29 protein-coding genes are annotated in these 25,529 nt (G+C 38.2%); 18 read left to right on the forward strand and 11 right to left on the reverse strand.

Annotation, left to right across the window (positions count from 1 at the left end):
- Positions 1 to 149: 149 nt before the first annotated feature.
- From V7L95_RS08275 to V7L95_RS08330, 12 genes are all read left to right on the forward strand, one after another.
- Complete coding sequence (locus V7L95_RS08275; RefSeq protein WP_035390637.1) at positions 150 to 1,277, forward strand: DUF418 domain-containing protein; 1,128 nt, start codon at positions 150 to 152, stop codon at positions 1,275 to 1,277.
- A 173-nt stretch (positions 1,278 to 1,450) separates the two neighbouring features.
- Complete coding sequence (locus V7L95_RS08280) at positions 1,451 to 1,822, forward strand: GntR family transcriptional regulator (protein WP_008343911.1); 372 nt, start codon at positions 1,451 to 1,453, stop codon at positions 1,820 to 1,822.
- Positions 1,823 to 1,827: 5 nt separating this feature from the next.
- The gene (locus V7L95_RS08285) at positions 1,828 to 2,703 is read left to right on the forward strand and encodes an ABC transporter ATP-binding protein (protein WP_048001365.1); all 876 of its coding nucleotides are present in this window, start codon (positions 1,828 to 1,830) and stop codon (positions 2,701 to 2,703) included.
- Positions 2,687 to 3,292: an ABC-2 transporter permease gene (locus V7L95_RS08290; protein WP_035702971.1), complete on the forward strand. Its 606-nt coding sequence runs from the start codon at positions 2,687 to 2,689 to the stop codon at positions 3,290 to 3,292. Before V7L95_RS08285 ends, V7L95_RS08290 begins: the two co-directional genes overlap by 17 nt.
- Positions 3,293 to 3,476: 184 nt before the next feature.
- Positions 3,477 to 3,695, forward strand: coding sequence for a helix-turn-helix transcriptional regulator (locus V7L95_RS08295; RefSeq protein ID WP_048001364.1), 219 nt, complete (start codon positions 3,477 to 3,479; stop codon positions 3,693 to 3,695).
- Positions 3,692 to 3,991 (forward strand): hypothetical protein, encoded by a 300-nt coding sequence (locus tag V7L95_RS08300; RefSeq protein ID WP_048001363.1) that lies wholly within the window; start codon positions 3,692 to 3,694, stop codon positions 3,989 to 3,991. Before V7L95_RS08295 ends, V7L95_RS08300 begins: the two co-directional genes overlap by 4 nt.
- Before the next feature lie 55 nt (positions 3,992 to 4,046).
- Positions 4,047 to 4,991: an alpha/beta hydrolase gene (locus V7L95_RS08305; RefSeq protein WP_057078677.1), complete on the forward strand. Its 945-nt coding sequence runs from the start codon at positions 4,047 to 4,049 to the stop codon at positions 4,989 to 4,991.
- Positions 4,992 to 5,084: 93 nt separating this feature from the next.
- Complete coding sequence (locus V7L95_RS08310; protein ID WP_340968821.1) at positions 5,085 to 5,975, forward strand: AraC family transcriptional regulator; 891 nt, start codon at positions 5,085 to 5,087, stop codon at positions 5,973 to 5,975.
- A gap of 129 nt (positions 5,976 to 6,104) precedes the next feature.
- Complete coding sequence (locus V7L95_RS08315) at positions 6,105 to 6,737, forward strand: TetR/AcrR family transcriptional regulator (protein WP_008343904.1); 633 nt, start codon at positions 6,105 to 6,107, stop codon at positions 6,735 to 6,737.
- Between the two features lie 28 nt (positions 6,738 to 6,765).
- Complete coding sequence (locus V7L95_RS08320; RefSeq protein ID WP_048001360.1) at positions 6,766 to 7,437, forward strand: hypothetical protein; 672 nt, start codon at positions 6,766 to 6,768, stop codon at positions 7,435 to 7,437.
- Positions 7,438 to 7,464: 27 nt separating this feature from the next.
- Positions 7,465 to 8,223, forward strand: a complete 759-nt coding sequence (locus tag V7L95_RS08325; RefSeq protein WP_048001359.1) for a DUF4097 family beta strand repeat-containing protein — start codon at positions 7,465 to 7,467, stop codon at positions 8,221 to 8,223.
- 219 nt (positions 8,224 to 8,442) lie between these two features.
- Positions 8,443 to 9,831, forward strand: coding sequence for an amino acid permease (locus V7L95_RS08330; protein WP_048001358.1), 1,389 nt, complete (start codon positions 8,443 to 8,445; stop codon positions 9,829 to 9,831).
- Positions 9,832 to 9,869: 38 nt separating this feature from the next.
- Here the strand turns inward: V7L95_RS08330 and V7L95_RS08335 are convergent, their stop codons facing one another.
- The 4 genes from V7L95_RS08335 to V7L95_RS08350 all read right to left on the reverse strand — a co-directional run bounded on the left by V7L95_RS08335 (position 9,870) and on the right by V7L95_RS08350 (position 15,383).
- On the reverse strand, positions 9,870 to 10,751 hold the full coding sequence (locus tag V7L95_RS08335) for a glycerophosphodiester phosphodiesterase (protein WP_017358710.1): 882 nt from the start codon (positions 10,749 to 10,751) through the stop codon (positions 9,870 to 9,872).
- Between the two features lie 92 nt (positions 10,752 to 10,843).
- Positions 10,844 to 12,178: a glycerol-3-phosphate transporter gene (glpT, locus tag V7L95_RS08340; protein ID WP_008343899.1), complete on the reverse strand. Its 1,335-nt coding sequence runs from the start codon at positions 12,176 to 12,178 to the stop codon at positions 10,844 to 10,846.
- 218 nt (positions 12,179 to 12,396) lie between these two features.
- Positions 12,397 to 13,167 (reverse strand): SurA N-terminal domain-containing protein, encoded by a 771-nt coding sequence (locus tag V7L95_RS08345; RefSeq protein WP_017358711.1) that lies wholly within the window; start codon positions 13,165 to 13,167, stop codon positions 12,397 to 12,399.
- A 152-nt stretch (positions 13,168 to 13,319) separates the two neighbouring features.
- Positions 13,320 to 15,383, reverse strand: a complete 2,064-nt coding sequence (locus V7L95_RS08350) for a thioredoxin domain-containing protein (RefSeq protein ID WP_340968826.1) — start codon at positions 15,381 to 15,383, stop codon at positions 13,320 to 13,322.
- 598 nt (positions 15,384 to 15,981) lie between these two features.
- Between V7L95_RS08350 and V7L95_RS08355 the strand changes: the two genes are divergently transcribed.
- Positions 15,982 to 16,437 carry a hypothetical protein gene (locus V7L95_RS08355; protein WP_017358713.1) on the forward strand — a complete coding sequence of 152 codons (456 nt, stop codon included), beginning with the start codon at positions 15,982 to 15,984 and terminating at the stop codon, positions 16,435 to 16,437.
- Between the two features lie 246 nt (positions 16,438 to 16,683).
- On the opposite strand, the gene fabF is transcribed toward V7L95_RS08355, so the two are convergent.
- Complete coding sequence (gene fabF / locus V7L95_RS08360; RefSeq protein ID WP_076822566.1) at positions 16,684 to 17,916, reverse strand: beta-ketoacyl-ACP synthase II; 1,233 nt, start codon at positions 17,914 to 17,916, stop codon at positions 16,684 to 16,686.
- Between the two features lie 103 nt (positions 17,917 to 18,019).
- Here fabF and V7L95_RS08365 point away from each other — a divergent pair, with 103 nt between their 5' ends.
- Complete coding sequence (locus tag V7L95_RS08365; protein WP_007498488.1) at positions 18,020 to 18,856, forward strand: helix-turn-helix transcriptional regulator; 837 nt, start codon at positions 18,020 to 18,022, stop codon at positions 18,854 to 18,856.
- 322 nt (positions 18,857 to 19,178) lie between these two features.
- On the opposite strand, the gene V7L95_RS08370 is transcribed toward V7L95_RS08365, so the two are convergent.
- The 6 genes from V7L95_RS08370 to V7L95_RS08395 form a co-directional block, all read right to left on the reverse strand.
- A complete protein-coding gene (locus V7L95_RS08370) occupies positions 19,179 to 19,688 on the reverse strand; it encodes a hypothetical protein (RefSeq protein WP_008359336.1) in 510 nt (169 codons plus the stop codon).
- Complete coding sequence (locus tag V7L95_RS08375) at positions 19,685 to 20,353, reverse strand: ATP-binding cassette domain-containing protein (RefSeq protein WP_008359334.1); 669 nt, start codon at positions 20,351 to 20,353, stop codon at positions 19,685 to 19,687. Before V7L95_RS08375 ends, V7L95_RS08370 begins: the two co-directional genes overlap by 4 nt.
- Before the next feature lie 14 nt (positions 20,354 to 20,367).
- A complete protein-coding gene (locus V7L95_RS08380; protein ID WP_008359331.1) occupies positions 20,368 to 21,180 on the reverse strand; it encodes a hypothetical protein in 813 nt (270 codons plus the stop codon).
- Positions 21,167 to 21,973, reverse strand: a complete 807-nt coding sequence (locus tag V7L95_RS08385) for a hypothetical protein (protein WP_008359329.1) — start codon at positions 21,971 to 21,973, stop codon at positions 21,167 to 21,169. Before V7L95_RS08385 ends, V7L95_RS08380 begins: the two co-directional genes overlap by 14 nt.
- 106 nt (positions 21,974 to 22,079) lie before the next feature.
- Positions 22,080 to 22,517 (reverse strand): hypothetical protein, encoded by a 438-nt coding sequence (locus V7L95_RS08390; RefSeq protein ID WP_008359326.1) that lies wholly within the window; start codon positions 22,515 to 22,517, stop codon positions 22,080 to 22,082.
- An 11-nt stretch (positions 22,518 to 22,528) separates the two neighbouring features.
- Positions 22,529 to 23,104 carry a hypothetical protein gene (locus V7L95_RS08395; RefSeq protein WP_017358716.1) on the reverse strand — a complete coding sequence of 192 codons (576 nt, stop codon included), beginning with the start codon at positions 23,102 to 23,104 and terminating at the stop codon, positions 22,529 to 22,531.
- 147 nt (positions 23,105 to 23,251) lie between these two features.
- Between V7L95_RS08395 and V7L95_RS08400 the strand changes: the two genes are divergently transcribed.
- The 4 genes from V7L95_RS08400 (at position 23,252) to V7L95_RS08415 (ending at position 25,526) form a co-directional block, all read left to right on the forward strand.
- Complete coding sequence (locus V7L95_RS08400) at positions 23,252 to 24,085, forward strand: hypothetical protein (protein WP_008359322.1); 834 nt, start codon at positions 23,252 to 23,254, stop codon at positions 24,083 to 24,085.
- 200 nt (positions 24,086 to 24,285) lie between these two features.
- Complete coding sequence (locus tag V7L95_RS08405) at positions 24,286 to 24,546, forward strand: metal-sensitive transcriptional regulator (RefSeq protein ID WP_003217059.1); 261 nt, start codon at positions 24,286 to 24,288, stop codon at positions 24,544 to 24,546.
- A 126-nt stretch (positions 24,547 to 24,672) separates the two neighbouring features.
- Positions 24,673 to 25,155, forward strand: a complete 483-nt coding sequence (locus tag V7L95_RS08410) for a DsrE/DsrF/DrsH-like family protein (RefSeq protein ID WP_017358717.1) — start codon at positions 24,673 to 24,675, stop codon at positions 25,153 to 25,155.
- Positions 25,156 to 25,169: 14 nt separating this feature from the next.
- Positions 25,170 to 25,526 carry a rhodanese-like domain-containing protein gene (locus V7L95_RS08415; RefSeq protein WP_017358718.1) on the forward strand — a complete coding sequence of 119 codons (357 nt, stop codon included), beginning with the start codon at positions 25,170 to 25,172 and terminating at the stop codon, positions 25,524 to 25,526.
- Positions 25,527 to 25,529: the final 3 nt, after the last annotated feature.

Consider the following 25,529-nt stretch of genomic DNA (forward strand, 5'->3'; position numbering starts at 1 on the left):
TAAATTTTAAGGTATATAATTATTTCTAGTCTACAGATTCGATAAACAATGAATTTAGGGTTTTATAACATTCAGGATTATATAACTTTTCTTATATAAATGAGTTATTATATATAGATGTATTTATACTTTCCGAAGGAGCGGTCGTGTTGAAGGGATCTAGGGTTGAGTTTATTGATAGTTTACGTGGTTTTAGTTTATTAGGTATTTTGATTGTGAATATGCTTAATTTTCAATATGATTATGATTTTGAGAAGATGTTTGATCCGAGCATATGGGGACAGGAGTTTGGGGTATATGTGACGGAGATCTTGTTCCAGGGGTCATTTTATCCGATTTTCTCCTTTTTGTTTGGGTATTCTTTTATCAAACTGATTGAATCCACTAAGGCCAAGGGGCTGAATACGAATGCCATCGTCGTTCGCCGCGGCTTTGGTCTTATTGTGCTTGGGATGCTGCATTACATATTCATTTGGAATGGTGATATTCTCTTATATTATGGAGCATGTACGTTTTTCTTGATGATGTTTTTGAGCAGCCGGATCAAAACAGTGTTTATATGGTCGGGTATTTTAGGTGCCGTATCTTTAGTGATTTATCCAACTCTAATGAATTTTATTTATGGAAATTCTGAATTATTAACAAATGTATATGGGACTGGTACATATGGCGATATTGTGTTGAGCCGGATTACAATTGAAGATGATATGGTCATCGTCTCCATCATTATGGCAATTGTAACACTTACTCTGACACCAATTTTAAGTCTTCTCTATGCTCCTATCATGATCGGTCCATTTGCACTGCTTGGCATGGCGATCGGGAAAAAAGGTCATCTGACAGAAGAAGATCGAGGCATGGCTTATCGTAAAGGCTGGGTTTGGATGATTATCATCGGGCTCGCTTTAAAATGTGCGACGTTCAGTGATGCTCCTTGGAGTGAAATGGTGCTGACGTTAGGAGCCTATGTCCTGACGATCGGTTATATTCAAGCTTTTATTGTCTTTTACTATTCAAAGGCTGCACAAGGGTTGAAACGTCTGCTTGCAGGACTTGGCCGATTGTCTTTATCAAACTATTTAGCACAATCTATTATTTGTACAACGATTTTCTATTCTTACGGACTTGGGTTATTCGGACAAATGGGCTCAATGTTTGGACTGCTACTTGCTGTTGGACTTTACACAGCACAGCTGTTCATCAGCTATCTCTATTTGAAAAAGTGGAGAAGAGGGCCTGTGGAATGGCTTATGGGAAAATGGGTATATTGGAGATAAATTGATTTGTTGAGGAACCGCATGGCTGAAGAGCTGTGCGGTTTTTTAGTTGGATCGCATTCAAAAAAGTTCATAAAAGGAGTTGAATATTTTTTCAGTGTGTATATAATGTATATATAGTGTATATACAATATTTCATTGCGAATACCAGTACAGAAAAAAGAGGTTTTTATATGCAAATTACGATTTCTAACCATTCTAAGGAGCCTATCTATGAGCAAATTACGACGCAAATCAAATCGTTGATCTTAACGGGTGAGCTTGCAGAAGGTGCGGGACTGCCGTCTATCCGAAAGCTGGCGAAGGATTTACAAATCAGCGTCATCACAACAAAACGTGCATATGAAGAGTTAGAGAAGGCAGGATTTATTTATTCGATTGTCGGTAAGGGATCATTTGTTGCCGAGCAAAACCTAGAGGTCATGAGAGAGAAAAAATTGAAGGTGATTGAGGAACAGCTTGGAGCGGTTGTTACAAACGGCAAGGAATTAGGCTTATCTTTTGATGAATTGCAGCAGTTATTAAAGTTCTTGTATGAGGAGTGAGATGAGTGGAGCACGTGATTGAATTCAAAGGAGTATCAAAACGGTTCAAAGACTTTTCTGTGCAGAATCTTGATTTACAGGTCAAAAAGGGCTTTGTTACTGGGTTTATTGGAGAAAATGGAGCCGGTAAGTCGACCACGATTAAAATGATCATGAATTTGTTAAAACCAGATTCTGGTGAGATTAAAATTTTTGGATTAGATTATCGTACGCATGAAAAAGAGATTAAGGAACGAATTGGCTTTGTTTACGATGCTAACGTTTTTTTCCCAGGATTGAGTTTAAAAGACATCAAACGTATTGTGGCACCTGCCTATAAACGCTGGGATGATAGGCTATTTTATCAATATATTGAACAGTTTGGCTTGCCGCTTCATAAAGCGATTAAAACATTTTCAAAAGGGATGCAGATGAAGGCATCGCTTGCGATTGCGCTGTCGCACCATGCAGAGCTGATTATCATGGATGAACCAACTGCTGGTTTAGATCCGGTCTTTAGAAGAGAGCTGCTCGGCACGTTACAAGAATTGATGATTGATGGAAATCGAACGATTTTTTTCTCAACGCATATGACGACTGATTTAGATCGCATTGCGGATTATATTGCGTTTATACAAAATGGAAGATTGGTCTTTCAACAGTCGATTCATGAGGTGGCGGAGAATTATGTGCTGGTGAAGGGGAGCCTGGATTTGCTGGATCGAGACACAGAAAAGGCGTTTATCCATATTCAGCGTACGGCAGCCGGATTTGAAGCATTAACAGATCGGATTGATGAGGTGAAACTTATTTTTGGGGATGCTGTTGTGATTGAACCGGCGTCGCTTGAGGATATCATGTTTTATTTGAAAGGCGGGGTTGCGCATGTTTCATTTAATTAAGCGTGATGTGATTTTGCAAAAGAAGCAGTTACTTATTTTTATTCCGTTTATCTTATTTTTCATTTTCATGGATGTCCATCCAGTATTAACGTTTCTAGTCGCTAGTGTCTTCATTCCATTTAACACATATGCTTATGATGAGAAGGCAGAAACGAATATTCTATTAAATTCCTTGCCCTATACACGTAAAGAAATTATCGCATCACGTTATCTTGGCGCCATTTTCTATATGAGTATTGCGATCGTGCTGACAAGTGCTGCATTATTTGTGTTTGGGAAGCTGTTTTCGCTGTCAGATATTGCGATTGGCAGCGGGTTGTTTTTATTGTTCGCAGCATGTACGTTTCCATTGTTTTATATCTTAAAGCCTGGTTATATCACAACGGCAGTGATCATTGGCTTTATCGTATTATCTGCTATGGGACCGCCTGTTGTTCTCTATTTAGCAGAGCAATTCAGTGGGATCACTGATTTTATCATGAATTTATCGATCCCTATTGTATATACGGGGTCAACTGTACTGATTATGCTCATCTACTTGCTATCTTGGGGATTTTCTACTGCGATTTACCAGAGGAAAGTGTTTTAAATCAGATGATCACATCATTTATAGAGAATCATTCATTTTGAGGTAGGCCTTTCAAAATGGATGATTCTTTTTTGCATCCGGTGAAATTGACATCCTGCAGAAAACAGGTTATTGTTATTTAACATAATGTTAATTATTTTTAACATTATGTTAAATAAAACATCCTTTAAGAAAGGAATCTGAAATGGAAATTAAAAATAGAATGAAAGTATTACGGGCAGAAAGAGACTGGACACAAAAGGATTTGGCAGAGAAGTTAGGTGTGACTCGTCAAACTGTGGCAGCGATTGAAAATGGTAAATATTCTTTGTCTTTAAAACTAGCATTTCAAATTGCGAGAACATTTGAAGTAGATTTATATGACGTTTTTCAAGAGGTCGACAAGGAGGAACAACAGCGATGATGACAACGATCATACTTTATTCTCTGATTATCCTTTCTATCTTAAGTACGGTCTTTCAATTTAAGAAAAGCCGTGAATATAAACAGGATGAACGGGGTCAATTTATTTTAGCGAAAGCTGGAAGTTTTTCAATTGTAGGTGTGGCATTAGCCTATATATTGGTGGCTGTCATTCAAGTTTTTGTTCATGAATTATCATCTCCAACGGAATGGTTTTATATAGCGATTACGTTTATGTATGTATCAAGTGTTTGCGCAAATACAATTGGCATTATCTATTGTGAAAGAAAATACTAATCTTTTATCTGCGGATGCAAGCTAGGGTACTTCATCATGAAGGGAAGAAAAAATAATGAAAAAATTACTGAAAATAATGCTGATTGCTCTATGTACCATTCTGACTGTCTTGGTTGTATTTGTAGCCAGTGTTTATGTTGTGAATCTAATTAGTAATGAAAGAGAACAGGGGAAAATAGAAGCTTATGGGCAAAAGGTCTTGGTGGATGGGAAGCAGATGAATGTGCTCATTCAAGGCGATGGGAAAGAAACGATTGTCCTTCTACCAGGGTATGGAACTGCTTCACCCGTGCTTGATTTTAAACCGTTAGTCAAGGAGTTATCGCCATATTATAGAGTCGTTGTGATTGAACCGTTTGGTTATGGTTTAAGTGACGACACAGATAAAGTAAGGACAAGTCAAAACATTGTGGATGAGATTCATGAATGTTTGCAGAAACTCAACATTAAAAAATATACGCTCATGGGTCATTCGATTTCTGGCATCTATGGATTAGAATATGTGAATCAATATGAAAAAGAAGTCCAAGCCTTTGTTGGCATTGATACGAGTGTTCCTAAACAGGAAACGGATGAATTGCCAGTCTCCAGCTTACAGTTGCTTCATCAATCCGGCTTTTACAGATTGATAGTGAAAATGAATCCAGAACAACTGGTGATGCCTAAAGTAGATGATCAAACGAAAGCTCAGATTAAAATGCTGACTTTCCGAAATTTTTTGGATGAAAGCCAAGCTAGTGAGGCAGAAAACTTTAGAAACAATTTTAAAAACGCTCAACGTCTACATTTCCCTAAGAAGCTTCCTGTTGCTTTCTATCTAGCGGATCAAACGGAGAAAGAAACACCAAACTGGAAACCAATGCATGAAGAGCTGCTGAAAAATGTAGACCACGGAAAAATCGTTACTTTCAAAGGCGGCCATTATTTGCATCATACGAAATCAAAAGAAATCGCAGATGATGTGAGGGAGTTTCTATCGAACAACGAGCGCTCACGTTAGCGTTTTTCCTCCTCAGCTGGACAGATGAAACATCGCAATTTTGATCAAAACGAGTGAACTGATTTGTTTTATGATCAAGAAGAGGTGAGGGAGATGATGTATAGTCGGGTGACGCAAGAGGTGATTTCTTATTTGGAGTCGCATTTGATGGATGAACTGTCGCTGAGACAGGTGCCTGAGAAAGTAGGATATTCACATTTTCATTTGCTGCGTGTGTTTAAACGAGAAACCGGGCTGTCGATGGGGGAATATGTGCGGAAACGAAGATTAGCTACGGCTGCACAGCTTCTTTTGTATACGGATCAGGGGATTTTAGACATCGCTTTTTCGTTACAATTCCAATCGCAGGAAGCCTTTACGCGTGCTTTTAAGCATCTGTATTCCTTACCTCCCGGAATGTACAGGTCCATGATGAGAGACATGCAAATGAAAAAGGAGGAAGATTCGATGACATTACATGAAGCAGTACCTGGCTGGGGTTTGAGTGGTTCACATCCGCATATGTATGAGATGGGTGTTGATACAGCAGAATTTCATACGGGTAAGCAATCAGGTGTTTTATCATCTAAAGAAGGCGTACAAGATGGACAGTTTGCGACAATGATGCAGGGGTTTCAAGCAAAAGAGTATGCAGGCAAGCGATTGAAGCTTTCTGCTTTCTTGAAAACAGAGAATGTATCTTCAGCAGGAATTTGGATGCGGGTAGATGACGGAAAGGGTGATACGGTGCAGTTTGATAATATGCAGAATCGACCTGTGACAGATTCTACGGAATGGAATCAATATGCGATCGTATTAGATGTTCCTACGCGCAGTGAATCCATTCATTTTGGAGTGTTACTCAGCGGTCATGGAACAGTCTGGGCTGACGGTTTTCGATTTGAGGAAGTGGATGAGAAAACACCTACGACGAATATGGAGGAGGCCTCGGCTCTGCCAGATGTGCCGATGAATTTGCATTTTGAGCTTGAGGAGACCGTGTGAGCGGTCTTTTTTTGTTGTATACAAATCTGCATGAACCGTTTATAATGAAAAATATAAATAAACATACCGACGGTCGGTATGTAAAAGGAGGCGTTTGAACTGGCGCGAAATAAGTATCCAGAAAAGACGGTGCAGCAAATTTTGGACGTGTCGACAAAGTTGTTTCAGGAAAAGGGATTTGAAAAGACAAGTTTGCAAGATATTATCCATGAATTGAATATGTCTAAAGGGGCTATTTATCATCATTTTAAATCGAAGGATGAAATATTACGCGGCGTGATGGATCGGCAGTTTCGTTATGCAACCGAGAAGCTTGAGGAGTTAATTGAGCATACGGAGGCAGCTCATGCGAAAGAGAAGCTGCAGCTTATCCTGGAGCAGCTTGTGGCAGACCCGCAGTCTCATTCGATTGATGGGATCTTGGTTGATCAGATGAAAAATCCGCAATTTGTGATTGAAGGCATGAAGACAGGTGTCAATCAGGATGCTTTGAGAATCAAACAGTTAATCATTGAAGGGATTGAAGATGGTTCGATGGAAACTGCGTTTCCTGGTGAAGTGGCAGAAGTATTTCTGCTTCTTGTGAATATATGGTTGAATCCCACATTGTTTGTACGCAATCATGAAGAAACGGTCCAGCGTTTGTGTTTTTTAAAGCAGATGATGAAGGGGCTTGGCGTGGATATTGTGAGTGATCTATTTATTCAAAAGGTGACAGCGCACTATGCTGAAATTGGCGGGTATGATCTGCCCGAAAGATAAAGAATGCCAACTGATAGGAGGATGACGTATGATTCATTTTATGAAGGTTGAGCTAAGAAAAGGTCACATGAAGCAGTATATTCAAGCTAGTTTCATCGCGAGTATTGTGCTGCTAGTATTCATCTATTTTATTGCGTTTGCTGCAAAAATTGAACGCGAACCGGGTTTTCAGCAATATACGAATATTTATTTGTTAACGAGTACAGTATGGATGATCTTTTTTTCTATCATCACAGCTATGCTGTATTGGCGTGTAGGCAAGACTGTTTATCAGGAACGCACATCCAATTCAGTGAGATTCCTTTCTCATATGATATGGATGGTGTGCCTTTCAACGTTTGCGATGATGTGCAGTATCATTCCTTCGTTTGTTGTGTTTAGTGTGACTGAAATGTTTTTCCCTATAGTTCACGATACGTTGACGGCAGGTGCTCTATTGCAATTGATGAAAACGTACTTTGTGTTTATTGGGTGTGTCCATGCGATTGGGATGATTGCGATGAGAATAGGGTTGAGGAAGAAATCTGTTTTGATGACCGTCCTGACTGCAATTGTTTTATGTGCTGTTTTAGGAAATGTATCGCTCGCCATTTATGGCAATGATCAAATGAGCCTCATCCTGTCAGGAGTGATGATTGCAGCAGTCCTCATTGTGATCTTGGAATTGTGGAGCCGCATCGGCCGGATGCAAACGAGGTAATTCATGATGGGAAAAGGAGGGAGACATGTGAAGCATACGGTTCGAATTGAAGAAGTCATAGCGCAACTTTCTTTAAACTGGCTGGTGGGAGATGTTCGCCTTCATCACCATGATCATCCTTATGTATTGATAAAGCAGACCACCAATCATGTATTCCCCCATCGGTATTTACTGCATCATCAGGTGCGGGGAGACAGGCTGGTGATTCAAGATAAAAGAAAACGAGCGATCAGCTTGGGGCTTCATCTTCATCAAACGAATTTGGAGATTTACCTCCCTCAGGCACAGTTACAGTCCTTGTCTATTCATTGTAAAGGAGCAAATCTACTTTTGGATGGACTGAAGGTGAAGGAGGCTGACTGCCAATTGATTTCTGGAAAGTCCATGTTTACGGGAGAAATCAAGCATCTGCGCTTGCAGACAGTGGGTGGACTTATCTCTAGTCAACAGCTCAACACGCAGACATTGAGCCTGCGTACTACTTCGTCAAAAGTGGAGATGGTAGGTGCTTTTTCAGATATTGATCTGAATTTAATAGGCAGAAGGGTACAGATACATTCAAAGGCCATGCTGCATTCGCTCAAATCGACGTCAACTGGATCATCTGTCAAAGTTGCAATTCCGGAAAATGATGGATTTATTTGTTATGTGAAGAAAAGATCAGGTACTTTTCACAATGACTTTCCTTGTGTTGATGATCAGGATAGAATGGTTTATAAAAATGGAGGGAAAAGCTTTGAGGTCGATATAAGGGGAGGTTCTTTTCTATTAAGTGATGGTCATTGAAGCGATGATGATCCTCTGATTCGATATATCAATATAAAATAATTTGAATATCTTTTTATGTCAGAATATTTTGTTAATAGTGTTTTCCTCAAAAAAACAATTGTTTTTTAAGGGTAGATTTATTATGATAATATACATCGAAAGATTGAAGATTTTGAATCAGAATGAAAATTCTGATTTTTTATTTTTTATGTTGTTTGTTGATGAGGGGGAATAGAAGTGGCTCAAAAGGAATTAAAGAGAGGGTTAAGTGCTCGTCATATTCAAATGATTGCGCTTGGCGGCACAATTGGTGTTGGCTTATTTATGGGGTCAGCTAAAGCCATTCAATGGACAGGTCCATCGGTTCTTCTAGCGTACGCAGTGTGTGGTATTTTTATCTTTTTTATTATGCGTGCGATGGGAGAAATGTTGTATCTTGAACCGAGTACGGGATCGTTTGCTACATTTGGGCATCAATATATTCATCCGCTTGCGGGGTATATGACAGCTTGGAGTAACTGGTTCCAGTGGGTCATTGTTGGAATGTCTGAGATTATCGCCGTAGGTGCTTATATGAAATATTGGTTCCCGGAGTTACCGGCGTGGATTCCCGGATTAATCGCCATGATCATTTTAGGTGCGGCCAACTTGATTTCGGTGAAGTCATTCGGTGAGTTTGAATTCTGGTTTGCGATGATCAAGATTGTGACGATTATTCTAATGATCATTGCAGGTTTAGGCATTATTTTCTTTGGGTTTGGCAATGGTGGAACAGCGATTGGTTTGTCTAACCTTTGGGCGCACGGCGGATTCTTTACAGGTGGATTTAGCGGTTTCTTGTTTGCATTGTCCCTAGTGATTGCTGCCTATCAAGGGGTAGAGCTCATTGGGATTACTGCAGGTGAGGCGCAAAATCCACAAAAGACGCTGACAAATGCCATCAAAAGCATCATCTGGCGTATTTTGATTTTCTATATCGGTGCGATCTTTGTCATCGTGACGGTGTATCCGTGGGATCAGCTGAATACGCTCGGCAGTCCATTTGTGGCGACGTTTGCGAAAATTGGAATTACGGCAGCAGCAGGTATTATTAACTTTGTTGTCATTACAGCAGCGATGTCCGGCTGTAATAGTGGAATCTTCAGTGCGGGACGTATGCTTTATACATTAGGTGTGAATGGACAGGCACCTGCTTTCTTCACAAAAATTTCGAAGAATGGTGTACCGTATTTTGGGACATTTGCTGTGCTGATTGGTTTAGCGGTTGGGGTGGTCTTAAATTACGTTTCGCCGCCAAACATTTTCGTTTATGTGTATAGTGCGAGTGTCCTTCCTGGTATGGTGCCTTGGTTTGTCATTTTGATTAGTCATATTGGCTTCAGAAAAGCGAAGGGGGCAGCGCTTGATCAGCATCCATTTAAGATGCCGCTAGCACCAGTTTCTAATTATCTTACGATTGGCTTCTTATTGATGGTTCTTGTGTTTATGCTCATTAATCAGGATACGCGTATTTCTCTTATTGTGGGGATTGTTTTCTTGATTGTTGTAGCGCTTAGCTTCTTCATATTTGGGATTGGAAAGAGAAAACCGATCCAAACTGCTCCATCTAATCAAACGGTGGAATAATCAAAAGCCTTGCGGAACAACCGCAAGGCTTTTGTCGTTTACAGAGAAGCTTTGACACGCTGAAAGACATCTGGAAAGTTGGTGAAAAGACCGGTGACGCCGTATTGCAGAAGACGTGTCATGTCTGCTTCGCTGTTTACCGTATATGGGTGAAGGAGGAGTCCGTGGCTTCTGACCTGCTGTACATTTTCAAGTGTCAAAGCTCTAAAATTCGGTCCGACCCCCACTGCATACGATTTGATGAAGTCGAGCTGATCATCTGTAATAGACGTCATTTGCGCTCTATCTAATAGCTGTACTTTTGGAAGCCGAGGGGCGAGTTTCTGCAATTTTAATAGACTTTCTTGGCTGAAAGATTGGATGATGACCTGCCCTTTTCTCGTATGTTTTCCAAGAAGATGATGTTTCTTTAAGACGGCCAATAGTTTTTCTTCCATTTGCGGATAGATGTCTGGTTTTTTGGTTTCAATATAATAATTTTCTCGTTTACCGAAGTAGCGTAATACCTCATCTAATGTGAGGACTTGCTGTCCAATAAAGTGGGCATTTTGTTTGTCGGGGTTGGCTTCGTTAAACCATGCACCGGCATCAAGCTGTTTGATTTCGGCAAGTGTGAGGTCTTTGACCCAGCCGGTTCCGTTTGTCGTCCGGTCAACCGTTTCATCGTGCATGACGATGAGGTGTCCATCCTTTGTCATTTGAAGGTCGAGTTCGAGGTAATCTGCATTCATCTTTGTGGCGAGCTTGTAGGAAGCTAGGGTATGCTCTGGGGCATACCCTGATGCTCCGCGGTGTGCAACGGTTAAAATGCGATCTGGAGATAAAAGATGTTCATGTGCCGATATGGTGGTCGGCACCCAACCAAAAGACAGTAAAGCAAAAGAGAGTAACACGAAAGCAAGTAATCTACTTTTCTTCATATTTTATCCTCCTTTTACGGTAACTGCCTCCATCATAAGAAATAGATGTAAAGGGCATGTTGGGCGGAGATGAATCTTTTATGTGATTTTCATTAAGCTTGCTCTACGCGCTTTCCTGTATTCCATGTCATGGCGAGGAACACAATCGCAAGGATACAAGAACCAACTAGTAAAATGAAACCTCCTGTCCAGTCATAGTGATCGACGACGACGCCCATCATGGCATTAGCAAAAGCAGAGCCACCAATATATCCAAAGAATCCTGTCAACCCGGCAGCAGTGCCAGCGGCTTTTTTCGGAGCGAGATCAATGGCTTGCAGTCCAATGAGCATGACGGGTCCGTAAATTAAAAACCCGATGCTGATGAGGGCAATGTTATCAACCATTGGATTGCCAGCAGGGTTTAACCAGTACACAAGAACCGCAATTAATACGCCAATCATAAAGAGGACGCCAGCAGGTGCGCGGCGGCTTCTAAAGAAGCGGTCACTAATCCACCCGCACAATAATGTACCAGGGATGCCTGCATATTCATAAAGGAAATAAGACCAGCGTGAATGCTCTGGTGAGAATCCTTTTGCTTCTGTTAAATAGGTAGGTGCCCAGTCTACGACCCCATAACGGACAAAGTACACAAAGACGTTGGCAATGGCGATATACCAAAGGAATTTGTTGTTGAGTACATATTTAAACAAAATCTCTTTTACGGTTAATTCTTTTTCTTGATCTTCATATTGTTGTGCCGGATAGTCATTTCGGTATTCTTCAATTGGCGGAAGACCAGCGGATTGCGGGGTGTCCCGTACGAGAAGAATGATGACGAAGGAGACGATAATGGCAATGATGGCAGGGAAGAAAAAGATACTTTTCCACGTCGCAAACAAAACAATTCCTAATGTAATAAGCGGTGCAAGAATCCCCCCGCCGATATTGTGAGCGACGTTCCAAATGGACATTTTCGTTCCACGTTCACTCACCGAAAACCAATGTGCCATCGTTCGTCCGCATGGCGGCCACCCCATTCCTTGAAACCAGCCGTTTAAGAACATGAATAAAAACATGATCCATACACTGGATGTCACCCATGGAAATGAGACAAATAGAATATTGATAAGAGCTGATAGAAAAAGTCCAGCGGCTAAAAAGTATCTTGGGTTACACCGGTCTGAGATCATCCCCATAATGAATTTACTAAAGCCATAAGCGATAGAAACAGCCGCCAGTACAAAGCCTAATTCACTTTTTGTGAACCCCTCTTCCTGTAAATAAGGGATGGCAAATGCGAAATTTTTGCGCAGCAAATAGTAGCCCGCATATCCGATAAAGATTCCCAAAAAGACTTGCAGCCGCAGCCGTTTATAGGTTTCGTCTGTTTTGGCATCATCGAGCCTGTCGATATGCGGAGCTGGTTTAAACCATTTGAACATAAACATCCTCCTCTTGTAGATATGACTAAAACAAAAGTACGAGATCTGTCTTTGATCTTGTACTTTTTCAGAGACAAAAGAATTGATAACGCTTTCTTTTGTACTCCCATCATATCGGATGGAGAAGATGTTTATGATGAGGCTTTTGTCATTATTTTGGAAAAACAGTTCATGAAGTGATGAAAAAAATCCGCACAATGGCGGATTTTTAATAGTGGTTAAATCGATACATCAATTTTGGCAGATTTCTTTAGTTGATCAATTTCTTTTTGTACTTCTTTTTGCTTTTCTTGAGATTCTAACTGCTTCTTGATTTGTGATTTGACGTCTTTGAAATCAGGTGCTTTTTGTTTTTGTTTTTTCATTTGTTCGGCGTATTGGTCATAGTACGCTTTGACGTCTTTTTCAGACACAGAGGCTGATTTAATTTCTTTGTCGACATATTGGCTGTATTTGATGCTGTCGGCAATATCACTTTTCAGCTGATCCATTGTCAGTCCGCTCTTTTTGAGTGCTTCTTCAAATTGAGCATTGTCTTTAAATTGTTTCTTTTCTTCTTTTAGCTGCTTATCGACTTGCTTGTCAGAGGCTTTATAGCCCTTCTTCTCAGCATCTTGCAGGATGAGCTCTTGACCTACTAGCGCATCAATGGTTTGCTTTTTGACAGCTTTTGCGCCTTCTTTAGATGTTGGGTCTTGTCCAGACTGCTGAAGTTGACCTTGAATGGTTGATAGGGCGCTATTGTATTCACTTCCTGTGATTTTATCTTTGTTGACGGTCGCAACGACCTTTTGATCATCAATTTTTTGTGCGTCTAATTTCTTTTGCATCTCTTCCATTTGCTTTTGCTGCTCTTTTTGGTCAGCCTGTGTTGTTTCCTTGCTGTTGGCTGAATCGTTTTGCTTATCCTGTTTCGCATCGTTTGATGAGCAGGCTGCAAGCCCCACTGATAACAGACAAGCAATGAGTGTATATGATACTTTTTTCAATTATTTTCTCTCCCTTCGGTATGAGAACATCTAGTGCGCATTCTAACCGTTTTAGAGGAAAAATAAAACCGTATAGACGAATTGTTAGCGGATTGACATGTTTTTTATCTGTTTGTCCTCATTTTGTCTTCTCATAGTCATCATATGACAGCTCAAGTTTGGAATAATTGTTCCATCGCTTCGTCGAGATTGGTGATCGGCTGGCGGCAGCTGTAGTTTTCACAAATATAGACCGTCGTGCTGTCGTTGATCGTTTTGTAATCTTTTGCAAAAGGTGCGAGCCTTGCTAATTCTTGCCCTGTTTCGGCAGTTAAAATGAGATCAAATGGCATGAATCGTTTTTGCAATGCTTGTAGAAGCTGTTCTTTTTGCGGATCGCCCTTTTTCCCGAGAATAATGATTTCTCGTTTGACGGCATATTGGCTTAATAGTCCTTGTAAAAAGGCGGTATGTCCGCTTGGATAGGAAGAGACATCGACGTAAAAGGCGCTGAACATCTTCTCTAGTGTTTCGATCCAGTCTTGACGTCCGATCATTCTGCTTAGTTTCAGAAGCTGTTGGAGTGCAGTACTGTTACCAGACGGCATGGCCCCGTCGTATACTTCTTTTTCACGAACAATAAGCGCTTCTGCATCTGAGCCTGAGAAGAAAAAGCCCCCGATTTGCTCATCCCAAAACAGTTCAAACATATTTTCAGCAACGGCTCTGGCTTTTGTCAGCCAATCTAGGTCAAAGGTCGCTTCGTATAAAGACATATACGCTGTGAGCATGTGCGCATAATCCTCGATAAAGCCTAGATGCTTTACGTCCCCTTCCCTGTAGCGGACCATGAGCCGTTCCTGCTGGACGAGGTGTGTTTCTAGAAAAGACATTGCCTGTTTTGCTATGCGGATAGCCTCTTTTTCATGAAAGACACTCCCTGCTTTGGCAAGTGCGGAGATCATCAGCGCATTCCACGATGTGAGTACCTTGTCATCGATTAGCGGTGCAGGTCGCTGCTGTCTTACAGTGAGTAAGATGTGTCGAGCGGATTGCAGTTTGGAATGAAGGGTTTTGTCGTCGATTGAATATGCTGCTTTGATGTCATCAAATGAGGTGGAAATGGTATGAGGGATGTTCTGTCCTTCAAAATTTCCTTCCTCTGTGATGTGGTAGACCGCACAAAATAAAGTGCCGAGGTCATCACCTAAATGGGTCATGATCTCCTCTTTTGTCCAAACGTAATATTGCCCTTCTTTTCCTTCTGAATCGGCATCGATTGCGGAATAAAAAGAGCCGTCACGATTCATCATGTCTCGTTTAATAAATTGAATGAGGTCTTGGACAAGCTTTTCGTACTCATGGTGTTGAGTGATTTGATAGGCTTCGGTGTAGGCATCTATCAGCAAGGCGTTATCGTACAGCATCTTTTCAAAATGCGGCACAAGCCATTTTTCATCTGTTGAATATCGAGTAAATCCAGAACCAATATGATCATAAATACCGCCGTTTGCCATGCCGTTTAACGTTTTTGTGACAGCATATAACGCATTTTCTTGCCCTGTCCATTCAAAATAACGCATGAGAAACGTGAGCATATGCGGCGCAGGAAATTTAGGCGCAGAACCGAAGCCGCCATACAGCGTATCAAAGCTGCTCATGAGCTGATAATAGGCTTTGTGAATCGACTCCTGAGTGAGCGTATTTTCTGTCTGCCCTGCTGCCTTGATCCGCAAATTATTTGTTGCCTTTTCTGCCAATGATTCAATATGATCTCGGTCGTTGTGATACGCATCCAGCAATTGCGTCAGTGCTTCAATGAAGCCGGGACGGCCGTAAGCACTTCTTTTTGGAAAGTATGTCCCCGCATAAAAAGGCTTTTGATCAGGCGTGACAAACACGTTGAGCGGCCAGCCTCCTTGCCCCGTCATCATCTGACAAACGGACATATACATCGAGTCAATATCTGGACGCTCTTCACGATCGACCTTGATTGAAATGAAATGCTCGTTTAGGATGTCAGCGACTTGTTGATCTTCAAAGCTTTCGTGTGCCATGACGTGGCACCAGTGGCAAGTGGCATAGCCGATGCTGACAAGCACTGGTTTATTTTCACGTTTCGCTTTGTCGAAGGCTTCTTGCCCCCACGGGTACCAGTGAACTGGGTTGTGGGCGTGTTGAAGGAGGTAGGGTGATTTTTCAGTGATTAATCTGTTCGGTTTATTGTTAGTAGACATGGAATCTCCTCCTTTTATATTTATTTATCAAATGAGTAAATAAAATAATTGATCAAATCTTTTTGAGTGTAAAGGGTGATGGGCTTAAGGAATTTCATTTGAATTTAGATAGTACTACTTCAAAAAAGTTACGTAGGATAATAACCGATAGTTCTTTATTTTGAAACTGAGCAAAAATCAAAAAACTATAATTAGGTCAAAGATTTATAGGGACTGCTGTGGAAATTTTAACTTTCGATAGATTTGTTTTCAATTCTTTTATTCACTTCATTAATTATGAAAACCTATATTAATGCCTTTTAAATGGAATTTATTGCTATATTTATTTTGTGTATATTTAATTATTAATAACAAGTTGTTATAATAGCTTTGTGTTTTTATGAAAATATGTGTTAAAAGTGGTGTTGGAAATAAATATATACTATTCATTCTAGTAATCTCTTCGTTTGGTGGAGAAGCACTTTTAGCACATTTAATTTCAATAGGTCTAGCGGTGACTATTACAGGAGTTACTTATGTTACATAATCTGAGTTTAAGAAGCATAAAAGAACATACATTCAAAAAATCTAAAAAATTGGTATATGAGAAGGTGTAAATATGTTAGTTATTGATCAAAATCCAAAAGGTGAGCAGTACTCCAAATTAATTGATTTGGCTTTCGAAATTTGTGATGAGTTTCATTTAGTTTTAAGAAAAGATATGGGATCTTTAAAATCTTTTGATCCCTTCCTAAAAAAACTTGAAAGTTCATTGAAAGAGATGAAAGAACAATCAGAATGGGCTAGCACAATACTATTAAACAATACAGCAAAAGTTTATTACTATTATACAGATGAAAATGCGAAGAGTATTCTAAAAGAATTCGCAAATTCTTTATATGATTGGGAGCAACCAAATTTACCAGAAGACTTGTCCTTCTTCAAAAATGGAGAAGATTGGCTGGTTACATCTTCTCATGAAGAAGAAAGTTATATAGATACGGAAAATGATACAGAGTTACAAAGGATATTAAGTATACCAGAATTAAAAGTACATATGGAAAAATGGGATTAAGGCTATTTAGTATTCAATAATAGTGTATTGATATAAAAGTAAGGAGGCTAATGAGATAGTTTCCTTACTTTTAAAATATTATGGGCGTTCTCATCCTTATCTTCATCCTCAAAACCGTCTAAACAGGAATATAATGAATATATCAGATAGCTGAGGTCCGTCATCAATTGTCTGTGAGGTTTTCCCATCATGACAAATCAAGGACTATAAACCCTTGTTTTGTCATTATTTCACCTTTTCACTACTTCAATCGTAATGTTTTAACAAGATGGCTGAATTATGTCCTCCAAAACCAAAAGAATTGGATAGCCCATATTTCAATGGAAGCTGTCTCGCTTCTAATACAACATCTAAATTGCAATCTGGATCTTGTTTCTCTACATTAATAGTTGGCGGAATCAATCCTCGTCTCAAACTTTCCACTAAAGCAATCGCTTCTACTCCGCCAGCAGCACCAAACATGTGCCCAGTCATTGACTTGTTCGCCGTTGTTGGAATTTCACCTGAACGATCACCAAATAATTTCTTAATCGCTAGAACTTCTGAACGATCACCTACTTGTGTACTTGTTGCATGAGCACTAATAACATCGATTTCACTTGTTGATATATCTGCACTTCTCAATGCTTTCTTCATGGCTAAGTAGGCACCCCTACCTTCTGGGTGTGAAGCGACCATATGATGTGCATCTGAACTAGCCCCGTATCCCACTACTTCACATAATATCGGCGCATCTCTATGAATTGCGTTTTCTAATGATTCTAATACTAAGATACCTGCACCTTCACTCATAACAAAGCCATCTCTATCTGTATGGAATGGACGGCTGGCTCGACTTGGGTCTTGGTTTCTAGTAGATAGTGCATGTGCGTTTCCAAAGCTAGCCAAAGATATCTGATTGACGGCAGCTTCTGCTCCACCGGCAAATATAATATCTGCTTCATCATTTCGGATCGCATTGAAAGCTTCACCAATAGAGGTATTCCCGATAGAACAAGCTGTGACTGGAGACAATGATGGCCCTTGTGCGCCTAATTTAATGCTGATTTGGGCCGCAGCTGCATTTGAAATCATCATGGGGACAAGGCTGGGGCTTACTCTCGATGGACCTCGTTTATCTAATACATTCACCTGATCAACAAGCGATTGTATGCCCCCGATTCCTGAACCAACATATACGCCTAAACGTTCAAGATCTACTTGATCTAACTGTAATTGTGAATGTTCTAATGCTTGTTCGGCTGCTGCTAAGGCAAACTGACTAAAACGATCTAATCGTTTTGCTTCTTTTCTCCCTAATATTTCATCTGCATCGAAATCACGAACGATTCCAGCTATTTTTGTTTTATAATCAGTCGTATCAAAAGAATCAATGTGAGATATTCCCGATTGTCCTTTAACGAGTTGATTCCAAAAGCTATCTATATCATTTCCAAGTGGAGAAATAACTCCCATTCCAGTAATGACAACTCTTTTCATGATCATTCCCTCCTTGTTTTTATTAACTTTAGCCATTGTGTTATCCTATTACAAGTTGTTGTTTATCCTAGTATAATGAATAATATTTTAAAGGGAGATCTGAATGAAACCTGAAACAAGACTTCAAGCATTATCAGAATTTCTAAAAAACCAACGTTCAAAAATTACGCCTCAAATGGTTGGTTTACCTGTAGGAACCCGCCGAAGAACACCAGGGCTCAGAAGAGAAGAAGTAGCTCAACTAGCCGGTGTGAGTCTTACTTGGTATACATGGTTAGAGCAAGGCAGAGATATAAAAGTATCTACTTCGGTATTAGATGCTATTTCTAGTGCATTACAATTAAATAACGATGAAAGGAGATATTTGTACGCTTTAGCATTAGAGGAAGGTGTGAAACAATCCTATATCATTGAGAATGAGAAGGAAATCAGTCCGGCTTTAGTGAAAATTTTGCAGGAGCTTCGTTATTGTCCAACGATTATATCTGATAGAAGAAGTCAGATTGTTGGGTGGAATCAAGCAGCAGCTAATGTATTTTTGGACTTTGAACAAATCATCCCGGCAGAAAGAAATATTATCCGCTTACTATTCTCAAGAAAGGAATTTAAAAGTTTAGCCGTGAATTGGGAGCATTTTGTAAGAGGATATATCGCCATATTTAGAACGTATTATGGACAGTATGTGGCGGATGAATGGTATGAGCAATTTATAGAAGAAATGGAGCAGGCATATCCTGAGTTTCGTAAAATATGGAATGAAAATGAGATCAGCTATGCACCTGAAGTATTAATTGAATTTCGTCATGCTAAGGCAGGTAAAATGTTGTTTAATCTCACTTCATTACAAGTGTATGGGGATACTGATTTAAGATGCAGTGTCTATACACCCGTTGAGGATACTGAAACGGAGCTTAAGTTAAAACGTTTAATTGAAGGGTAGCTATTGTTTGGAGAGAAGAATAGAGCTGATTCAAAGAATACTTCTTTAACTTTGTGTAGATTTTAAAAAACAACTAGTATAGTAGCAATTGGTTATTTGTATTTGGATGAAGGCATTGTGTGTGTGCTGTGCTGAAGGAGGTATGGTGATTTTTCAGTGGAGTGGGGTGGATTTTTGATTGTTTGGCATGAATTCATCTGCTTTCATATATTAAATTCCTTCGTACTTTAACTTTAGTAAAACTTCGCCTTTTTATATAAAAAATCCTCTTAAAGTAGAAGAGGACAAAAGGACGTATTTCTTTTGATTTGAATAGTATATGCTACTTGAAGTAATCAATTTTCACAATGAATTTCTCAACTGATATTCCATCACTCCCGATCATATGGAGTTTAGGCGTTTTTAAATTTCCCTCACCATTATTTGCAAATGTAAAGGTGACGGTACCGCTTATATATTGATGAGGCTTAATATCTTTAACTCTTTTGCCTGTTTTATTATTAATAAAGTCTATGGTCTGGGTTTCTTCCTCTCCCCTCATCATTCTATAAAATTCAGGATGTAGGGGAAGTTTATCGTTTGTTTTATTTTTTAATGTAAATGGTATGCGGTATTCAGTTATTTTATTTCTCATTTCATCAATGGTATTAATTTTCTTAGCTTTTTTAAACGTATGACTTATTTTTAGAAATTCAAACGTTTCATTTGTCGTAAGGTTTTTTTCTGTTACTTTATAGTTGGAGTATTCACTATTCACTTGTTGATAGCGGAACATGCTGATTAAGATAAAAATTATAGTCATCACTGAAATTACTATTACTTTTTTTCTCATTTTTCTTTATCCCTATCAACAATCGTTTCTTTTATAATTTCACCAGATTCAATATCATAAATCGTATCTGAAACCTTTTGAAGAGTTTCTTTATCATGGCTAGCGATCAAAATTGTTTTACCTTCATTTTTTAATGTTACGAGTAATTGATGTACTATTTCGACTGCTTTCTCATCTAAAGCATTAGTAGGTTCGTCTAAAATGAGCAAATCCGGTTTTTCCATAATTGCTTGAGCTATTCCCAAACGTTGTTTCATCCCAAGAGAATACTTTTTAAACTTTCTTTTGTCATTTGGATCAAGCCCTACACGAGAAATCACAGCAGAAATTTCGTTATCGTTAATTTTATTCTGAATCATAGAGAGTAATTTTAGGTTAGCAAAACCAGTATATTCTGGGATAAAACCAGGATACTCTATTAATATTCCAACATTTTCGGGAAATGAGATGTCTCTGTGTAATTGTTTCCCACCTACAGTTACTTTTCCATCACTTGGTTTTACTAATCCGGATAATACACGAAACAACATTGTTTTTCCGGATCCATTAGGTCCACGAAAACCATAAATATTCCCCTTTTGTAATGATAAGTTAATATTCTTAAGGACTTGGTTTTTTTTAATAAATTTGTTTAATGCCTCAATTTTAATATATTCTTCTGACATGAGTTTCACCTCGATTAATATTCTTTTTCATGATCATTGCCGTATTCAGTTAAAAAATCTTGTTTGATAAAAATTTTATATGCTAGAAAAGTAAAAAGTAATCCAAAACCACTAAATAAATAAATCATTCTAGAAAATAAACCTGGTATAAGCCAAGATGTCATTTCTAATGACAGTGAGTCATTAATGAAAGAAAAACCAAAATAAATATTAAGCATTTTATCAAGAATCACAGCAGATGAAATGATAATAAAGCTGTATATATAATTTTTACTTAACAAATAGCAAACCACAACAAATAGTCCGATCAGATGGAATACCAATAAACTTGTAATCAGATATCTAATTAACATGATATTAGATGAAAAGTATTCATCTAAAGGTAGTTGATCGCCATATATTAAGTATGGAGCTCCTTTTGTAGACAGCCAAACGTTGTTCCACCTTCCTGACAGGAAGCCACCCAGAAGGAAACCACCGATTAGGTATATGAGAGTGAATATTAGACAGATCCAAAAGACACGTAATAATAACGATAAAAATACTTTTTCTCTTTTTTGATAACGAACAAAACGAGAAGAGTCGAAAAAAGGTACGATTCCAAATGAAAAAAACATTAGAAAAAGGGGTAATACGGGAAAAATAAATGTATAGGAAGAGAAAAATAAATTTAAAGATTGTGGTATTCCCATTATTCCATGTTGCGGTATACTTTCTTTGACTAAATATAAAATACAGAGCAAATAACAAAAAAACCAGATGAATAATCGCACTTTATAACGGCATATGTCGAGTAAAACGATATGTAGTTCTTTAACGAATAACATTCTTTTTAACCCCTAGAATGTATAATGAAAAACTTAACATAAATCCGATAAACAAGTGTAAAACAAGACTGGCTAGACTCACACCATCTGTAGCCTGTTGTTGCAAGAAGCTTGTTGATATCATTTCCTGATGCCCTAGTGTTGAAAGTACCATGTTTATGACATATAAACTTGCAAAAGGTGTAATTAGAACAACAAATGATTTTTTAATAAACATTCCAAATCCCAAAGCTATACTTGCGAACATACCAGAGAAAATACCAATCAATATGACATATAAAAGCATATGAACAAAGGGATGTGTATAATATAGATCTGGTAAGAAAGTATTATCAGAGTCTAAAGGCATCTCATTGTTAATCGCTCTATCAGGTTTTATATTTGGAAGTCTCATGAAAGACAAATAAATATTTAATAATAGGGGAAAGACAGCTGTGAGCATACCTGCTAAAAAGTTTATAAGAAACAAACTAAAGAAATATTGTTTTTGTTTTCCTCTAATAATTAAAAAGCGAAAAAAACCAGTTGACCGATCTCTTGAGTACAGATCTGAAAATGGGAGTGTTGCCAAAATTGGTAATAAGAACATGTAAAGTGCTGGATAATCTGATATTCCACCGATCCCCATCCATTTTGTATAAGGGGTAAAAGAAATTCCTCCTGTAAGTTCTAAATGTTCTTTGAGTGGCATTTCTTCTGTCCAAAAATAAGCAATCGCTAAAATTGCACCAATGGCTAATGATATGTAAAAAGAAGGGCGCTTTATTAATCGTAATATAAGCAAATAAAACATGTTTCTCTCCATTTCGTTTATTTAAAACTAAATATAGAAGCGACTCAGTTAATTCTGAGTCGCTGTGTCACATAGTTCTCTTTTGAATTTAAAGAGCCTAATAGAATCAAGGGCTTTTTGGATCGTAATCGGGACTCCATTTGCCATTAGCATGACCAGCTGCATTCTTCTTAGCACCTATCGAAACAGGCGGATATCCTATTCCCAAGAATGTTTTTTCAACTGCCAAATTGTATAGGAGTTGTACTCCTTTATAATTTTTCTTAATTGTATAATAGTGGCCATCTGAAACATCTTTTCCTTTAGATCTGGCCCAGGCTACATAAGAAGTATTATTCTTTTCACTGTTCATATAATACCAAGATTTAGTAAATTTTGTTCTAGATGTTGTCTCATCATATGGATTTCCTTTTAGAAATCTAAAATTATAATTAGTATCTTTATAGTTGCCACTTGGTTCTCCTGCATAGACATGCACAATTCCTATAGTAGAAAAGGTTACTCCTAGAATTAAAGTTAGGCTAATGATTATTTTGTTTTTCAACTGTCTTCACCTCATTGTTTACTTACAATTAAGTATTTATCTGCGACACCTATGCAATTATTATCTTTATTTAGCCAAATCATTCTTAATGCTATTTCTGCTTTCTGACCTTTGAATGTTGGTAAATTAATTAAATAATCGTGATCTACATCTGATCTATCATAAGGTTGTTCCCATTGATGAGTAACTCCTCTATCATCTTTCAATTTTCCCAAGATTTTTGATGGGGGAGGTTCTTTTTGACTAAAGGTCATCGCTAATTCATAATTTTTAGGAAGTGGTCCAACTTCAATGTCCTCTCCTTTGAAAACATTTTCAATTGCCACATCATTATTCTTTATCTGACCTTGATAATAATGATCCTCTTTCAACTTTTCCCAAAATATAACTTTAAAAAGACTTTGCTTTTGTTCGGTATCAAAATAGAATATTTTAGAATCATCCTTTGTGCTATTATCCAAATCTTCTATACTTACAGAAGGATCTGGAGCTTTGTCTTTTATGGTGTTATTGAAATTATTTGATTGACAAGCACTAATCAAAGATATCATTATTAAAATTAAAAAAAATGTAAATAACTTTTTCACTATTTTCCCCACTAAAACCATAATTTGTACCGGTACGTGAGAATTATACAATAAAATAAAGAAAAATACACCTTTTTTTGTATTTTTTTATTTAAAATGCTATGTTATGCTATGTTCTAGTTAGTTGATAAGAGAGGGCTTTTTTACATGATTGGTTTATTATTACTTTTTAAAAGAGATATGATTCTTGGGTTTCATAGAACTACAAAAACTTTTATCATTATATCTATTCTAGGGTTGTTTAATTTCCTATACTACCTTTATTTTCTGCATATTAGTTTAACTAAAAGTAATGTTGCATTTTGGGATGTTATTGGTAAAACCTTTGCAGGTGTTCCCTTTGAACTTGTCGAACAACAAACAATTGAATTTCCTTTTGGATGGATTATATTTCAATTAAGTGGTGCAATATTGGTCAATACTTTTATAAAAGAAGATCTATTTGCCCATAGTGCCTTTATTAGAGTTAGAACAAAGTCAATATTTAAAATGTGGGTAAGCAAACTATTATTTTGTTGTGCCGCAATATTTATCTTCTACATATTAATATTGTCCCTTACCTGGTTTGTTTGGAAATTGAGTGGGGGGACAGTAAATAACTTGACAGATTACGGCGAAAGTATTTTAAGATATTCGTCCTTTCAATTCTCTTATAGTCAAATTATTGTTTATTCAATTCTCTTAAATATAGCTGGCACATTTCTTTTTACTTTTATCTTTGCTTTTTTAACATTAATTTTTAAAACAATTTATAGTTTCATAATTTGTATCTGTATTTTATTTCTTTCCATTTTCTCAGATAATCCAATGCTACTTGGGAATGAATTTATGCTGATTAGGCATCCTATGTTTGGTTTACCTCCAGTTGTCTCAATTATTATGACACTAATTATAGTTCCTATTCTCTGTATTGTTTTTTCGATAGGTGGGGGAATTTATCTATCTAAGTATGATTTAATAAGTGATATGGAAAAGGAATGAGATTTTATAACCCTATAGTATCCTGTAGATTTTGAAATCTAAATTTACCCGATCTTTGGAAGAATAAAGTACTTAAAATTGAGGAACTGTTGTGATATTTATATCAATAGTTCTTCTTTTTAATACCATCATCATGTTTGACTAAATACCTATCAGGGTATACTATCTGATCATAGGGAAAAGAGAAAGGAGTGTTAAATGTGGAATATAATCAGCAGATGAAGAATCGTCTTCGCCGGATTGAAGGGCAGATTAAAGGGGTTCTTGCGATGATGGAGCAGGGAAAGGATTGCCGCGAGGTGGTGACGCAGCTGTCTGCATCACGCAATGCCATTGATCGGGCAATGGGTGTGATTGTGAGTACAAACCTTGAACAGTGTGTCCGTGAAAGTCTTGAGCAGGGCAAGGATACAGAGGGGCTTGTCAAAGAAGCGGTTGAGCTCTTGGTGAAAAGCCGGTAAGAAATTCCTCAGCCTTTGAAGGTTGACGAATTTTTTTACTTGTTATAATATACCCTTACCGGTATGTGTATATATTTTTTTGTTTTCAATATACCCCCACGGGTAATTTATATAAGGAGGATCATGATGGAGGAACAGAAAAAACGAACAACAATTGTTTTATTTAGTGGAGATTATGATAAAGCGATGGCCGCTTATATTATTGCAAATGGCGCAGCAGCTTATGATCACGAGGTGACGATTTTTCATACTTTTTGGGGGCTGAATGCCTTGCGTAAGGAAGAGATGGTGTCACTGAAGAAGGGATTTTTAGAAAAAATGTTTGGCAAAATGATGCCGCGTGGCGCTGATCGAATGGGGCTGTCAAAGATGAATTTTGCAGGAATGGGACCGAAGATGATTAAGCATGTGATCAACAAACACAATGCCATGACCCTGCCGCAGCTCATTGATATGGCGAAGGAACAAGACATCAACCTCGTGGCATGTACGATGACGATGGATCTTTTAGGGCTACAGGAGAACGAGTTACTAGCAGACATTCAATATGCAGGTGTGGCAGCGTATTTAGCAGAGGCAGAAATCGGGAATGTGAACTTATTTATCTAGGGAGGTGTTCATACATGATTCAAACGCTTTTGCTCATCATTGTGATCGCTTTGCTTGTGAGCCGTTTTCTTCCTGTACGGGGTGTGAAACAAATGGATGCAGCTCATCTGAAACCTAAATTGCATAGTCAGCATCAACAGCTGATAGACGTACGTTCTCCTTTAGAGTTTCAAACAAATCATATAAAAGGATTTCAAAATATCCCCTTACCACAGTTAAGGAATCGAGCGCATGAGCTTGAGAAAGACAAAGAAATTTATGTGATCTGCCAAAGCGGGATGAGAAGTATGCAGGCGGCTAAATTGTTAAAAAAACAGGGATTTACCCACATTACGAATATCAAGGGTGGCATGAATGCTTGGCGATTATAGGTA

The organism is Bacillus sp. PPSBB_11, assembly GCF_038023285.1.
In the GTDB taxonomy this organism is placed as follows: domain Bacteria; phylum Bacillota; class Bacilli; order Bacillales; family Bacillaceae; genus Bacillus; species Bacillus altitudinis.

Excerpts from the sequence above, each read along its gene's own strand:
- V7L95_RS08280 (WP_008343911.1), top strand. The coding sequence starts at position 1,451 with ATGCAAATTACGATTTCTAACCATTCTAAGGAGCCTATCTATGAGCAA.
- V7L95_RS08290 (WP_035702971.1), top strand. The coding sequence starts at position 2,687 with ATGTTTCATTTAATTAAGCGTGATGTGATTTTGCAAAAGAAGCAGTTA.
- V7L95_RS08295 (WP_048001364.1), top strand. The coding sequence starts at position 3,477 with ATGGAAATTAAAAATAGAATGAAAGTATTACGGGCAGAAAGAGACTGG.
- V7L95_RS08300 (WP_048001363.1), top strand. The coding sequence starts at position 3,692 with ATGATGACAACGATCATACTTTATTCTCTGATTATCCTTTCTATCTTA.
- V7L95_RS08305 (WP_057078677.1), top strand. The coding sequence starts at position 4,047 with ATGAAAAAATTACTGAAAATAATGCTGATTGCTCTATGTACCATTCTG.
- V7L95_RS08310 (WP_340968821.1), top strand. The coding sequence starts at position 5,085 with ATGATGTATAGTCGGGTGACGCAAGAGGTGATTTCTTATTTGGAGTCG.
- V7L95_RS08320 (WP_048001360.1), top strand. The coding sequence starts at position 6,766 with ATGATTCATTTTATGAAGGTTGAGCTAAGAAAAGGTCACATGAAGCAG.
- V7L95_RS08335 (WP_017358710.1), bottom strand. The coding sequence starts at position 10,751 with ATGAAGAAAAGTAGATTACTTGCTTTCGTGTTACTCTCTTTTGCTTTA.
- glpT (WP_008343899.1), bottom strand. The coding sequence starts at position 12,178 with ATGTTCAAATGGTTTAAACCAGCTCCGCATATCGACAGGCTCGATGAT.
- V7L95_RS08350 (WP_340968826.1), bottom strand. The coding sequence starts at position 15,383 with ATGTCTACTAACAATAAACCGAACAGATTAATCACTGAAAAATCACCC.
- V7L95_RS08355 (WP_017358713.1), top strand. The coding sequence starts at position 15,982 with ATGTTAGTTATTGATCAAAATCCAAAAGGTGAGCAGTACTCCAAATTA.
- fabF (WP_076822566.1), bottom strand. The coding sequence starts at position 17,916 with ATGAAAAGAGTTGTCATTACTGGAATGGGAGTTATTTCTCCACTTGGA.
- V7L95_RS08365 (WP_007498488.1), top strand. The coding sequence starts at position 18,020 with ATGAAACCTGAAACAAGACTTCAAGCATTATCAGAATTTCTAAAAAAC.
- V7L95_RS08370 (WP_008359336.1), bottom strand. The coding sequence starts at position 19,688 with ATGAGAAAAAAAGTAATAGTAATTTCAGTGATGACTATAATTTTTATC.
- V7L95_RS08375 (WP_008359334.1), bottom strand. The coding sequence starts at position 20,353 with ATGTCAGAAGAATATATTAAAATTGAGGCATTAAACAAATTTATTAAA.
- V7L95_RS08380 (WP_008359331.1), bottom strand. The coding sequence starts at position 21,180 with ATGTTATTCGTTAAAGAACTACATATCGTTTTACTCGACATATGCCGT.
- V7L95_RS08385 (WP_008359329.1), bottom strand. The coding sequence starts at position 21,973 with ATGTTTTATTTGCTTATATTACGATTAATAAAGCGCCCTTCTTTTTAC.
- V7L95_RS08400 (WP_008359322.1), top strand. The coding sequence starts at position 23,252 with ATGATTGGTTTATTATTACTTTTTAAAAGAGATATGATTCTTGGGTTT.
- V7L95_RS08410 (WP_017358717.1), top strand. The coding sequence starts at position 24,673 with ATGGAGGAACAGAAAAAACGAACAACAATTGTTTTATTTAGTGGAGAT.
- V7L95_RS08415 (WP_017358718.1), top strand. The coding sequence starts at position 25,170 with ATGATTCAAACGCTTTTGCTCATCATTGTGATCGCTTTGCTTGTGAGC.